13 protein-coding genes and 1 pseudogene are annotated in these 13696 nt (G+C 47.1%); 6 read left to right on the forward strand and 8 right to left on the reverse strand.

The genetic code is table 11. The features are described 5' to 3' along the window. Positions 1-159 precede the first annotated feature (159 nt). From rplT to thrS, 4 genes are all read right to left on the reverse strand, one after another. Positions 160-516, reverse strand: a complete 357-nt coding sequence (gene rplT, locus WB371_RS23145) for a 50S ribosomal protein L20 (RefSeq protein ID WP_000124850.1) — start codon at positions 514-516, stop codon at positions 160-162. A 48-nt stretch (positions 517-564) separates the two neighbouring features. After that, entirely contained in the window at positions 565-762 is a 198-nt protein-coding gene (gene rpmI, locus WB371_RS23150) for a 50S ribosomal protein L35 (RefSeq protein WP_001124225.1), read from the reverse strand. A 97-nt stretch (positions 763-859) separates the two neighbouring features. Then, entirely contained in the window at positions 860-1402 is a 543-nt protein-coding gene (infC, locus tag WB371_RS23155) for a translation initiation factor IF-3 (protein ID WP_012905609.1), read from the reverse strand. 3 nt (positions 1403-1405) lie between these two features. Further along, complete coding sequence (gene thrS, locus WB371_RS23160) at positions 1406-3334, reverse strand: threonine--tRNA ligase (RefSeq protein ID WP_336222307.1); 1929 nt, start codon at positions 3332-3334, stop codon at positions 1406-1408. Positions 3335-3637: 303 nt separating this feature from the next. On the opposite strand from thrS, the gene yniD reads away from it, so the two are divergent. Then, positions 3638-3745: a small membrane protein YniD gene (gene yniD / locus WB371_RS23165; RefSeq protein WP_336222308.1), complete on the forward strand. Its 108-nt coding sequence runs from the start codon at positions 3638-3640 to the stop codon at positions 3743-3745. 135 nt (positions 3746-3880) lie between these two features. Here yniD and WB371_RS23170 read toward each other — a convergent pair whose 3' ends face one another. After that, positions 3881-4639, reverse strand: a complete 759-nt coding sequence (locus tag WB371_RS23170; protein WP_336222309.1) for a YdiY family protein — start codon at positions 4637-4639, stop codon at positions 3881-3883. Positions 4640-5062: 423 nt separating this feature from the next. Between WB371_RS23170 and WB371_RS23175 the strand changes: the two genes are divergently transcribed. From WB371_RS23175 to WB371_RS23195, 5 genes are all read left to right on the forward strand, one after another. Next, positions 5063-6220 carry a hypothetical protein gene (locus tag WB371_RS23175; RefSeq protein WP_336222310.1) on the forward strand — a complete coding sequence of 386 codons (1158 nt, stop codon included), beginning with the start codon at positions 5063-5065 and terminating at the stop codon, positions 6218-6220. A gap of 482 nt (positions 6221-6702) precedes the next feature. Further along, positions 6703-7569: a hypothetical protein gene (locus WB371_RS23180; RefSeq protein WP_336222311.1), complete on the forward strand. Its 867-nt coding sequence runs from the start codon at positions 6703-6705 to the stop codon at positions 7567-7569. A 413-nt stretch (positions 7570-7982) separates the two neighbouring features. After that, positions 7983-8915, forward strand: coding sequence for a 6-phosphofructokinase II (gene pfkB / locus WB371_RS23185; protein WP_336222312.1), 933 nt, complete (start codon positions 7983-7985; stop codon positions 8913-8915). 104 nt (positions 8916-9019) lie between these two features. Further along, positions 9020-9310, forward strand: coding sequence for a type V toxin-antitoxin system endoribonuclease antitoxin GhoS (gene ghoS / locus WB371_RS23190; RefSeq protein ID WP_336222313.1), 291 nt, complete (start codon positions 9020-9022; stop codon positions 9308-9310). A gap of 107 nt (positions 9311-9417) precedes the next feature. Then, positions 9418-10278 (forward strand): fructosamine kinase family protein, encoded by an 861-nt coding sequence (locus WB371_RS23195; protein WP_336222314.1) that lies wholly within the window; start codon positions 9418-9420, stop codon positions 10276-10278. Positions 10279-10574: 296 nt separating this feature from the next. On the opposite strand, the gene WB371_RS23200 is transcribed toward WB371_RS23195, so the two are convergent. From WB371_RS23200 to WB371_RS23210, 3 genes and pseudogenes are all read right to left on the reverse strand, one after another. Beyond that, a complete protein-coding gene (locus WB371_RS23200) occupies positions 10575-11336 on the reverse strand; it encodes a tetratricopeptide repeat protein (protein ID WP_336222316.1) in 762 nt (253 codons plus the stop codon). Positions 11337-11896: 560 nt separating this feature from the next. Next, positions 11897-12346 (reverse strand): annotated as a pseudogene (locus WB371_RS23205) (RHS repeat-associated core domain-containing protein); the annotation flags it as partial. Between the two features lie 496 nt (positions 12347-12842). After that, positions 12843-13696 (reverse strand): RHS repeat-associated core domain-containing protein (locus WB371_RS23210; protein WP_336222315.1); only part of this gene is annotated, 854 nt, incomplete at its 5' end.

Below are 13696 nucleotides of genomic sequence, written 5' to 3' on the forward strand. Positions count from 1 at the left end.
CATGCTATTTACTCCTTGATTTGCTGGTAACAAACCGAGGCAGTATTTAGCATGGGCATTCTACGGGCAAAGCCCCACATGAACGATCACCACCTCCATAGGAGGTGGTTTAAGATTGATAATAAAAGAGAGGGAGCCAGGCTCCCTCTTTTCACTGGCTTATGCCAGAGCTGCTTTCGCTTTTTCAACCAGCGCGGTGAACGCGACTTTGTCGAATACTGCGATGTCAGCCAGGATCTTACGGTCGATTTCAACAGAGGCTTTTTTCAGGCCGTTGATGAATTTGCTGTAAGAAATACCGTTCTGACGTGCTGCTGCGTTGATACGCGCAATCCACAGTTGACGGAACTGACGCTTACGTTGACGACGGTCACGGTAAGCATACTGACCTGCTTTGATGACGGCCTGGAAGGCAACGCGGTATACGCGAGAACGCGCACCGTAGTAGCCTTTGGCTTGTTTCAAAATTTTCTTGTGACGTGCACGTGCAATTACACCACGTTTTACGCGAGCCATTGTGCTCTCCTGTATCTATTCTAATTAAAAAAGTTAAACGTTAACGGCTTATGCGTACGGCAGGCACGCGATAACCAGGCCCAGATCGCCTTTGGAAACCATGGCTTTCGGACGCAGGTGACGTTTACGTTTGGTCGCTTTTTTGGTCAGAATGTGACGCAGGTTAGCGTGCTTGTGCTTAAAACCACCTTTACCGGTTTTTTTGAAGCGCTTAGCAGCACCGCGTACGGTCTTAATTTTTGGCATTTTAATAACTTCCACTTCGCATTGTTAATAAACAGAAACCCAGGCGAACAAAACCTGTGAAGCCCTGAGGCTCCACAGGAAATGCTACTTGAATGCCTTACTGTTTCTTCTTAGGAGCAAGCACCATGATCATCTGACGGCCTTCGATCTTCGTTGGGAAGGATTCGACTACTGCCAGTTCTTGCAAATCGTCTTTCACGCGATTAAGCACTTCCATACCGATTTGCTGGTGGGCCATCTCACGACCGCGGAAACGCAGTGTGATCTTGGCCTTATCGCCCTCTTCGAGAAAGCGAATCAGGCTGCGGAGTTTTACCTGATAGTCGCCTTCATCTGTACCAGGACGGAATTTAATTTCCTTAACCTGGATAACTTTTTGCTTCTTCTTCTGTTCCTTAGAAGACTTACTCTTTTCATAAAGGAACTTGCCGTAGTCCATGATACGACAAACTGGCGGTTCGGCGTTAGGGCTGATTTCAACTAAATCTACTCCAGCCTCTTCAGCTTTTTCGATTGCTTCTCTCAGACTCACAATTCCCAGTTGCTCACCTTCCAGACCTGTTAAGCGAACTTCCTGGGCGCGAATCTCGCCATTGATACGATTCGGACGTGCCGTTTGAACTCGTTTTCCGCCTTTAATACCTTATTCCTCCAGTTGTTGAAGACTGCGGCTGCGAATCTCTTGTTGCAGCTTCTCAATCACTTCACTTACGTCAAGACTGCCCAGGTCTTTACCACGGCGGGTGCGAACGGCCACTTTGCCAGCTTCCACCTCTTTATCACCGCAGACCAACATATAAGGGACACGACGTAATGTGTGCTCGCGGATTTTAAAGCCAATCTTCTCATTTCTCAAGTCTGCTTTTACTCGAATGCCCGCATTTTGTAGTTTCTGCGTCAATTCGTTAACGTATTCAGACTGTGAATCAGTGATGTTCATGACCACCACCTGAACCGGCGCAAGCCAGGTCGGGAAGAAGCCAGCGAACTCTTCGGTCAGGATACCGATAAAGCGTTCCATAGACCCAAGAATAGCGCGGTGAATCATTACCGGTACCTGACGCTCGTTGTTTTCGCCCACATAAGAGGCGCTCAGACGAGACGGCAGTGAGAAGTCCAACTGTACAGTACCGCATTGCCAGGCTCTGTCGAGGCAGTCATACAGGGTAAATTCAATTTTCGGACCGTAGAACGCACCTTCACCCAGTTGATATTCAAATGGGATATTGTTTTCTTCCAGTGCGACCGCCAGATCCGCCTCAGCACGATCCCACATTTCGTCGCTACCGATACGCTTGTCAGGACGAGTGGACAGTTTGACGACGATCTTCTCGAAGCCAAATGTGCTGTACATATCGTAGACCATACGAATACAGGCGTTAACTTCATCGCGAATTTGCTCTTCCGTACAGAAGATATGCGCATCATCCTGAGTGAAGCCACGAACGCGCATCAGACCATGCAGCGCGCCTGACGGTTCGTTACGGTGGCAACTACCAAACTCTGCCATACGCAGCGGCAGATCGCGGTAGGATTTCAGACCCTGATTAAAGATCTGCACATGACCTGGGCAGTTCATCGGCTTGATGCAGTACTCACGGTTCTCAGAAGAAGTCGTGAACATGGCATCTTTGTAGTTTTCCCAGTGCCCGGTTTTTTCCCACAGCACGCGGTCCATCATGAACGGACCTTTCACTTCCTGGTACTGGTACTCTTTAAGCTTAGAACGCACAAAGACTTCCAGTTCACGGAAGATGGTCCAGCCGTCATTGTGCCAGAACACCATACCCGGCGCCTCTTCCTGCATGTGATACAGGTCAAGCTGCTTGCCGATCTTACGGTGGTCACGTTTTGCCGCTTCTTCCAGGCGCTGCAGGTAGGCATTAAGCGCTTTTTTATCCGCCCAGGCCGTGCCGTAAATACGTTGCAGCATCTTGTTGTCGCTGTCGCCACGCCAGTATGCGCCTGCGGTTTTCATCAGTTTAAAGTGATGGCAGAAGCGCATATTCGGCACGTGCGGACCGCGGCACATATCGACATATTCTTCATGATGATACAAACCAGGTTTGTCATCATGGGCAATGTTTTCATCAAGAATGGAGACTTTATAAATCTCGCCGCGCTTCACGAAGGTTTCACGCGCTTCGTGCCAGCTCACTTTCTTCTTAATGACGTCATAATTTTTTTCAGCGAGCTCGTGCATCCGTTTTTCGAGAGCGTCGATGTCTTCCTGGTTCAACGTACGGTCAAGATCAACGTCATAGTAAAAACCATTGTCGACAACCGGTCCGATCGCCATTTTGGTATTCGGCCAAAGTTGTTTAATCGCATGACCCAACAGGTGCGCGCAGGAGTGACGAATGATCTCCAGCCCTTCTTCATCTTTTGCGGTGATGATAGAAAGAGTCGAATCCTTTTCAATCAGATCGGAAGCATCAACCAGTTCGCCATTAACACGGCCAGCGATGGTGGCTTTCGCCAGACCTGGACCAATGTCCAGCGCAACATCCATGGGGCTTACAGCGTGGTCGTAATGGCGTTGACTGCCATCAGGAAGAGTAATAACAGGCATGTTATGTCCTTATTTGCAGTGGTGACCCATACGCAAGATCACATACAAAGTTTCGATATTTAAAATTACCAAAAAGTGGTGGGCTGATTCCCGCTTCACTCTGCGAAATATGCCACGGGCCGCCTTAGCAGCGACACTGGGCCTACACCCGCTTTTTGATAACACCGCTTGACAGTGTACACGCCATTCCCCGTTGTTCAAAGTCGCAATCACTGGATGCAGGATGATGCAAATCAATTCCCTGACTCGCTGACGGTTTTGTTACACTAAGAAGAAGAGTCTGATTTCGACAGGAAATAATTAATGCCATCAGATCGCTTCGCCAAAAAACACTGGAAAATGGTGGTCGTCCTGATTGCCATCTGTGGAGCAATGTTATTGCTACGCTGGGCGGCAATGATTTGGGGGTAATCCCGAAAAGACAGAATTTTGCTGCCGGGGAAGTCATCTGGCGAAGCAGAATGTGGGAAAAATAAACCCGCGGCGCAACGACAATATAAAGCCGCATTAAAAGAGTGCCAGACTGCAAAACAGCCTGGCCGCATTTTACATCCGGTATCCCAGAGAGACCGTTGTACGTCGATCGGTATGTTCCGGTGCCGTTGCCGGCGGTTCGGAGTTCCACGTCACGTTATACGCCACCTTCAGGCCGAAATGCTCATTAATCGCCACGTTCAACGCCGATTCCGAGTTCAGGGTGGTATCTTCCGCACCAAACACTGACACGCCTTGCGTGAATTTGGTGTTATCGGTCATCTGCCAGGCGTACGCGCCAGACGCATAACCCAACGGCTGAGTCTCAGTTTTGCCATCAGTGTGCTCGTCGTAACGGACACCCGGACCAAATTCAAAACGAAAGCTGTGTACCGGTCCATTAAGGAACTGGCGACCATAACCTGCTGTCAGCACGTCACGTTCGTGATAGCCGTTATAACGGTCAGTCAACCAGCTCGCCTGACCAAAAAGATAATCATAATCGGTCATATTGAAACGACTACGCCCACCCACTGCATATTTCTCCGAAGAGCGTTCATCATTAGAAGAGGTATTGCTTGCGTTACCCCACAGTGACCAGGCAGTTGTAGCACCATACCAGGTCATTGTTGTATCTGCGGTCAAAGAAGAACTTTTCGTGTTGCCCGACTGCGCAAGGTAACCCGCATTCAGGTTGCCTTCGAAGGGTTTTTTCGCACTTGAGGGATCATCCATGACAGTAAAAACGGAATCATCGGCAGTTGCATACATCGACGCAAACACGCCTCCCGCCAGCATAACGACAGCGGGAACTGTCTTTAAAAGCTTCATTTTGGTTCTCTAAAATACATGGGAAAGGTTTGCACTGTTCGTGCAGCGATATTCTAAACCATCTGAAGAATACAAGAAATGAAGATTATCAGACGCAAGTTATTGCCCTGTTTAATTTTAAAAGCAAGACACAAATTCTTAGGGGTACCTCTTCTGTTATCTGACACCAAATAATCAACTGAATTTTTTCAGCCCCCATCACTTTCACTTGAAATCATCATGACTAAAATCAGTATTATTTTTGACATATGTCAGATTTAATAATGACTTTTATATTGCTATGAAAATTCCTAATCACTAGAATCCTCAACCTTCAAGAAGACTTACTGAACACTCTCATCAGTCACAATAAACACCTGGAAGTGTTATCATGAAATGCTTTGTTCGCCATAAAAAGGACAACGAGAAGTCACAGACTAGTCATTGAAAAACAATCCGTTGATTCTATTTTCTATTCAGGAAATTCTGGCAATGAAAACCAAGCTATTCTCACTGGCTGTACTGGCTGCAATTTATTCTGTGACAAGTGCCCACGCTGCTAATAACCCTGCTGATGCACAAGCTGCTTTTCAGGAGTTTAATGAGGCAGCGAATGCGCTAAACGATCTTGAAAATGCTCCATTAAATCAATGGCAAGACCAGTACAACCGCGCGGTTGACGGTCTGAATCGTTTAGGCATTACAGGTGACCAACAACAAGGGGATCTGATAGCCAACGTTCACAATCTCCCGTCACTCACAGCCCTGTCACAATGGATCGGTGGATTGCCTCAGTCTCAAGTGATACCCGTAACGGATACAAAAGCGCTGGAAGAGGGTCAAAGCAAAATTGCTGACAATCAGGCCCGTACTTCTACCCAGCATGTTGATGAAATTCAGGCGATGGCATTGACTCAGCAAGAAAGAGATAACGGGCAAGACCTTGCGATCTCAGATACGCATGCAACAGCTTCGCAGGCAATGACTGAGGCGCTCTCGGCACAAAGTTATGCTGAAAACGTACACGATCAGGTAACGCGTATGGGCGTAGATGTGGACACGAATAAGGCAAAAAACGATATCCAGGATCAAGAGATTTCCGGTCTTACTACTCAGGGCAATACGAATGCTCAGAATATCGCTGATGAAGCGAAGTCTCGTAAAGATAGCGATACCGTCACACGCACCCAGATTGCTAATAACGCCTCCGCCATCCGGGGAGTACGCTCTGAGCAGACTGCGCAGAGTGACTACATTCAGAAACAAAGTCATGTCATTAACCAGCATTCAGCCACACTGCAACAGCATTCTGCGCAAATTTATCGAAACACTTCAGATATCCAGAAAAATACAAAAGATATTGCTGACACGAAAGAGAAACTGAAAAAAGGGCTAAACAACGCGGCAGCGATGAGTTCTTTGCACTTTGATGCGAATAAGAATAGCTGGGCGCTTTCTACGGGTACAGCAAACGGTGATGGCGCGGCATTAGCTGGCGGTTTGCAAAAACAACTGACCGAACACACCGCGGTTACCGTACAATTCTCAGACTCTATGTCAGGTGACTGGATGGCGGGTGCCGGTATTCATGGCGATTACTAAGAAACAGTGACTGATTGCGTCAAATAAATTATTTCATCGTGACAGGGCTCCCCCTTCGGGGGCAGCCTTTTTCCTGCGCCATCATCAATGTAACCCTTTCAATTACCTGACTATATTCGGTCATAGTATAGCAATGATGTCTCTGATGAAGAGTGACGGCTTATCTTGACTCTGATTTAAGTATGCCCCGCAAGATGACAAGTTCGCACAGACTAAAATACCAATAACAAGTCTTCAAAAAGTAACCATCATGCCAACTCAACGCCTGGCGACGCCTTTCATTCCCGGGACTCAGGGTTTGCCTCGTCACTATCATCCTTCATGCTCTGCTAATCCGTTTAGTTAATAAACTTATACAGACTGTAAATAATCTGTGATATGTCTTACAGTGTGCATTTGTTGCTAATGGTTCTCAATGTCTTCTCGTGCTATCATAAAAGTCTATTGGATGCTATATACATAACAAAAAGGTTTAAACAAACATGACGCATACTTTTTTTGAATTTCCTCAGCTTTTCACGGATGGTCATGGTGTCTACGACGTTGATTCATTGGTCGCTGTACTTGAAAAGAAGGAAGAGACAGCGCACGCGTTTAGCGGAACTGCCGTATTATTCGTTAAGGCTATTTTTAAACTTGAGTCAGCGCCACAGTTGAAAAACTGTCGTTTTGCCTTTGTCGATCAAGACAATTACCAGTGCTTTGAAGTTGACGGCAAAGGCAAGATAAAAAAGCTTGATGACATACCCGACTGGTTTGTGAATCCTTCTGAGTTTGCACGTTCTCAGTGGCTGGTAAACAGAGATTTAGACAGCGAAAGAGTGACGAAATTAATTGCCTATATCCTTGATCATAATATCGAGGATAGACGCAGTTACTGCGATTTATTATTTAATCTGGAACTCGGGAAAATGAAACCTTCCTCTGCGTCACCCGCCACCGGAAAGCCCGGAAATAAAAATGGGAAGAGTACAAAGCCAAGAGTGACTGACTTAAATTCCTTCGAATTGTTTAGTCAATTCTTTGATCGGTTAAAAATCGCTGTCAATGCTGATGAATTTCCTACCTTGCAGTTTCTTACCAACGAGCAAGACGTAAATAAAGCGCCTAATACACTCAAGCAAGGGATCAGAACATGGTTTAAAGCAGTCACCGGCGAACAGATACCTAACAATAAAAAAATTCAGGCGGGCGCTGCCGGGCTGTTCTGCGCACCGATCAGGGAGCAAGTGACTGAGATTGAAAGTGTGGGCCTGGAAAAGTATTACAAAGCCTTGTCACAGGCCATTGCTGAAGCGGGTGAAGAAAGTTATATATCAGATTTCACTTTCAGATTTCCAGCTCACTAAACGTTGAATTCTGAGGGCACAAGCACCAACTCCAGAACATCACACAACGGAGTGATGATGGCAATCTGAATAACTTATCACTTGCCTCGTTGCTCCCATGTTAAGTGGTGTCTTTTATGCAAAGTATATATCACACGAAAAACGATGAAATTACGCGAAGAACGCTCCCAGCCAAACCTTACTGAGACAGTGACGATCGCGCACCAGGAAAGGTAACAAATTATAAAAAGCCACGAATTGCATAGCAATGAATTCTTATTTCATTTCTTGAATAAGAGAACGCCCATATCAATTACCTCTTTATATAACCTTACTGCCAGTAAACTTAACTAACGTCAATAAACCCTATTGTTAATGACTTCACTTTGTGGCTATTCGGTGCCAGACTGAATTCAGCCTAACAGGAGGTAAAGATGGTACGTATCTATACGTTGACGCTTGCGCCCTCTCTCGATAGCGCAACAATCACCCCACAAATCTATCCCGAAGGGAAACTTCGTTGTACATCACCGGTCTTTGAGCCTGGGGGCGGAGGGATTAACGTCGCCCGCGCCATTGCCCACCTGGGTGGTACTGCCACTGCCATTTTTCCGGTCGGCGGCGCAACCGGTGAACACCTTGTCGCCCTGCTTGCCGATGAAAATGTCCCGGTATCCACCGTTGAAGCAAACGACTGGACGCGTCAGAACCTGCACGTTCATGTCGAATCCAGCGGCGAACAATATCGCTTTGTCATGCCTGGCGCAGCCCTGAATGATGATGAATTTCGCCAGATTGAAGAACAGGTACTTGAAATTGAATCCGGCGCCATTCTGGTCATCAGTGGCAGCCTTCCTCCTGGCATAAAAGTCGAGAAGTTCTGTCAGTTAATTACCGCCGCACAGAAACAAGGGATCCGCTGCATTATTGATAGCTCCGGCGAGGCGCTGTCAGCCGCGTTAGCCCTTGGCAACATTGAACTGGTTAAACCCAATCAGAAAGAATTGAGCGCGCTGGTTAACCGTGAACTCACTCAACCGGACGATGTGCGCAAGGCGGCGCAAGAAATTGTCAACAGCGGCAAAGCGCGGCGCGTGGTGGTCTCTCTGGGGCCTCAGGGTGCGCTGGGGGTAGACAGTAAAAGCTGTGTGCAGGTCGTTCCTCCGCCGGTGAAGAGTCAGAGTACCGTTGGCGCGGGTGACAGCATGGTGGGCGCGATGACGCTAAAACTGGCAGAGGGCGCTTCGCTGGAAGATATGGTGCGTTTCGGCGTCGCGGCGGGGAGCGCGGCGACCATTAATCAGGGAACCCGTCTGTGTTCACACGATGACACGCAGAAAATTTACGCTTATCTCACCCAATCCTGATGCTCTCCCTCCCCCTCTTTTGGAGGGGGAATCACGGGCTAACCTGTCGGCATCAGACTTCACCGTCTATGCTAGATACGCATGCAATAACAAAGAGGTATCAAATGGCCAGTGGAGATATCGTCCGTTATGTCATTACTGTCAGTTTTCACGAAGATTCCTTAACCGAAATTAACGAATTAAATAACCATCTTACCCGCGCCGGTTTTCTGCTCACCCTCACGGATGATGAAGGGAATGTCCATGAACTGGGCACGAACACCTTTGGGCTGATCAGCGCACAAAGCAAGGATGAGGTGAAGGCCATGGTCGCAGGCCTTGCGGAAAGCGCCCTGGATAAGGTTCCGGAGGTCACTGTAGAGCGCTGGGATGAGTGGGTTCGGGGCGGACATTAAATGCCATTTAGTACGAATATACGTCCACGGTGTGCGTTAATTCGTGTTTTTTAACCGCATTTTTGCGCTAACCTTATGATCTGGCAGACAACATGGGGAGAGACATCATGTGGCAGGCTATCAGTCGTCTTTTAAGCGAGCAACTCGGTGAAGGCGAAATCGAACTGCGTAACGAACTGCCGGGCGGGGAAGTTCATGCCGCATGGCATTTGCGCTATGCAGGGCGCGATTTCTTCGTCAAATGTGATGAGCGAGAACTGCTTCCGGGCTTCACGGCCGAAGCCGATCAACTGGAACTGTTATCACGTAGCCAGACCGTCACGGTCCCTAAAGTCTGGGCGGTGGGCGCAGACCGTGATTACAGCTTTCTGGTGATGGACTTTCTCCCTCCTCGTCCGCTGGATGCGCACAACGCGTTTATTCTGGGTCAGCAGCTTGCCCACCTTCATGAATGGAGCGACCAGCCTCAGTTCGGGCTGGATTTCGATAACGCACTCTCCACTACGCCGCAGCCCAACGCGTGGCAGCGCCGCTGGTCAACGTTTTTTGCTGAACAGCGCATTGGCTGGCAACTGGAATTAGCGGCGGAAAAAGGCATCGCCTTTGGCAATATTGACGCCATCGTCGAACACGTGCAGCAACGTCTCTCTTCCCACCAGCCCCAGCCCTCTTTGCTTCACGGCGATTTATGGTCAGGCAACTGTGCGCTGGGTCCGGACGGACCGTACCTGTTTGATCCCGCCTGTTACTGGGGAGACAGAGAGTGCGATCTGGCGATGCTGCCGCTGCATACCGAACAGCCGCCGCAAATCTATGATGGTTATCAGTCAGTGTCTCCGCTGCCGTTAGATTTTCTTGACCGGCAACCGGTGTATCAACTGTATACCTTGCTCAATCGGGCACGCCTGTTTGGCGGACAGCATCTGGTCATCGCGCAAAAGGCGATGGACAAACTGCTCGCGGCGTAATCATTGTTGATATCAACAGGCCGCCGGATGGCTAACGCCGTTCACTTAAGATGTTTTGAGTGAACGGATGAAGTGACTGTAATTAAAATTGTGTATACCGGAGTTTTCTCGCTAAATAACTGCGCGGAATAGTAGATCACTTTGAGGGAACTCAGCCCGGATTGTGCGAGTCTTTTCAATCGCCAAATATCCCAAACCACCAACCGGACTGAGCGATGCCGATCATAGTTATGAAATATAGTACAGCAGTCTCCATTCCAATTATTGAAATTGGCATGTCAGTTTTATAGCTTCCATTAATAACTCAATAAATATTTTTGAAATATTACATTTGCTTGCATCAATTCTTCCGGGGTCATTTTCTTTGAAAGTTGTCCCCTCGCCAGACCAGCCTTTTCAAAACCATGGTAAGCAGCAATAGAATACCAAGCATAAGCCTCTTTATTATTTACCCCACCAAGAGCCCATCCATTTTCATATGCGTCTCCCAAGTTACTTTGTGCTATCGCACAACCTTTCTTGGCAGACCTTTTATACCATTCAAAAGCACGCTCTTTATTTATCGAAAGTCCTCCCAAGCCTTGGTAATAGTAGCCACCCAAAGAATTTTGGGCTGAAATATTATTTAAGGCCGCAGATTTTGAAAACCACTTTAGAGCTTCTACTTCATCTTTTGGTACCCCCAACGCATTGTGATACATGAATCCCAGATTATACATGGCGGAAGGGTCGTTTTGCTCAGCTGCTTTTAAAAACCATTTATGTGCCTCCTGGAAATTTTGTGGCACACCTTTTCCATTAGCATATAACGAACCAAGATTAACCTGAGCCTCCGGCAATCCTTGATTTGCAGCTTTATGATACCATTCAGATGCTAATGTATAATTCTGTAAGATTCCGATTCCTTGTTCATATGCAAGCCCGAGATTATATTGTGCTATTGCATAATTCTGTTCGGCCACCTGGCGATATAGTTGTACCGATTTTTTATAATTTATTTCAGCACCTTTACCATACCTATAAGAAAAACCCAAATCTGCTAATGCCTTTGCATCTATCTTTCTTACTGACTTCGTTTATTTAAATGGATTGTTAATGTTATCCAAAGCCATCCAAAGTTGTTTTTTTCGGAATGATGGATGAAAAGAATAAAAACAACCACAATGATCGAGACTGTTATTAACATATTTTTTGATTTTGAAAGTTTCATTTATCTTCCTTTAACATTAATAACTTACTTGGTTATATTCACTTAGTTTATCCCATAGGAATCCAAATGATTTACTCTCTACTTGGGTTAGTCCAGAGCTTAGTGCTGACTTAGCACATGTTAATACTAACTTCCTATTATTTTCTCTTCTAACGCGATCGACTGGGCTATGCTAGAAATACATTTTGTTGTCGCTTTTTCAACCGTTGTTACCCCCATTGACAGCCCTGCCAATCCTATTTCTGGTGCTCCAACCGCTATCCCAAAAGCGTACTCTTGCAATGGATTATAGGCATTTTTCATTCCCTCAAGATTACTAATTGCAGTATTGACCTCTTCACGAGGTAAATCCCGGGCAGCTGATTCTATAGCAGAGCAATAACTATTAAATCCTGTACCAAAATCAACTAACCCAAGTGGATCTATATTTTCAATTGGATCTAACGGATACTGATACAAATTCCACGCGCCCCTTAAACCTATCGGATCCTGCGTGATATATCTTCCCTGTGCCGGATCATAATACCGGTGCCGGTTGTAGTGCAGCCCCGACTCCTCGTCATACCACTGGCCCGGTAACCTCAGCGGCTGCTCAATTTTATGCGGGTTCTCTTCCGACAGGAGTTCCCCCCACGGGTCGTACTCCGCACGCCAGTCTGCCTGTCCCTCCCGGTTTATCAGCGCTACCGGCATTCCCCGGTGGTCACTCTGGTAAAGGTGAACCTGTCGGATATTCACCACCGGCAGAGGGTCAAGCTGTGCCGCCATCAGGTTTGCGGGAATGTTCGCAAATTCCAGCCAGCCGCGGCTTCTCTCCGACAGGTTTCCGGTTCGCAGGTCGTCTTCCAGACGCTCCATATCCGCATACTCCTGCGCCGTAAACGGTATCTGGCTGTGCTACTGGAGTTTGTCGGCAAGCGGTGTGTTCTGCCGTCAAACGCCACCTCCTCCGTCAGCCGGTTCATCGCATCGTAACTGAAGCGGTACGGACGGCGGTTCTCGTTGATGATGGAGGTGAGTCGCCCGGCCTGGTCGTGGTGGTATTCCCGCACCAGCCCGCCTTGGCAGTTTTCAGCGATACGGATAATTTACGGTAGATGACTTCAGGTTGTCATCCCAACCCTATAAATTATATTATTTATTATGAGCCAGCATTCATATAGTAAAATTAAAAAAAACAATGCGCTGATATATTTCTTTTGCAAAACCAAACCAATAAAGCAACTAATAACAAGCAGGCAACAAATAATTGATATTATAAAGGCATAGTTGTAATTTCCGCTAGCAATAGTTACATTATTTGCAATAAATGCAATACTAAAAAAAAACGTTCCAATAAAAAATAAAAAACTCTTCATTTTGAAGTGCTACTCCCACTTGAACTAACTCCTCGTGATGAAGACACAAAAACATTTTTATCCGGCTCTAATGGAATAAATTGAGAGGGTGTCGTAGCTAAATTCCCTGGTGCATTTTTAAATTGTCTTTTACTCCAAGTTCTACAGGTGTCACTAATACCATAAAAACTCCAATCCCCTAATTTTCCATCCATCGCCCTCTTAAATTCAGCATCTTGTTCCGGAGTGGTTTTTTTATATTGATAGATTTGCCCACCATGCTTTTCATCATTATAAACCCTTCCAACGGGAGGTATGTCTAACCCATAGCTATATGAATCATACTTACCGTTGAAATCACCGACATTTACACTTTGATGAAGATCCGGCTCGTCTGGTGTCGCACCTTCTATCCATATATCCAATCCTCTTGGGTCAGTAAAATTTATAGCATTATTAAATACATAACAATATACATTCCATCCTCCCCTCAACCCAATCGGATCCTGTGTTATATATCGCCCCTGTGCCGGATCATAGTACCGGTGCCGGTTATAGTGCAGCCCCGACTCCTCATCATACCACTGGCCCGGCAGCCTCAGCGGCTGTTCAATATTATGCGGGTTGTCTTCGGAAAGCACATTTCCCCACGGGTCCAGCTCTGCTTTCCATTCCACCTGTCCCTCCCGGTTGATGAGGGCTGTGGGCATTCCCCGGTGGTCACACTGGTAAAGGTGAACCTGTCGGATATTCACCACCGGCAGCGGGTCAAGCTGCGCCGCCATCAGGTTTGCGGGAATGTTCGCAAATTCCAGCCAGCCGCGGCTTCTCTCCGACAGCTTTCCTGTCCGCAGCTCTTCCTCCAGACGCT

The sequence above is a fragment of the Citrobacter amalonaticus genome (assembly GCF_037053465.1).
GTDB lineage: Bacteria > Pseudomonadota > Gammaproteobacteria > Enterobacterales > Enterobacteriaceae > Citrobacter_A > Citrobacter_A amalonaticus_H.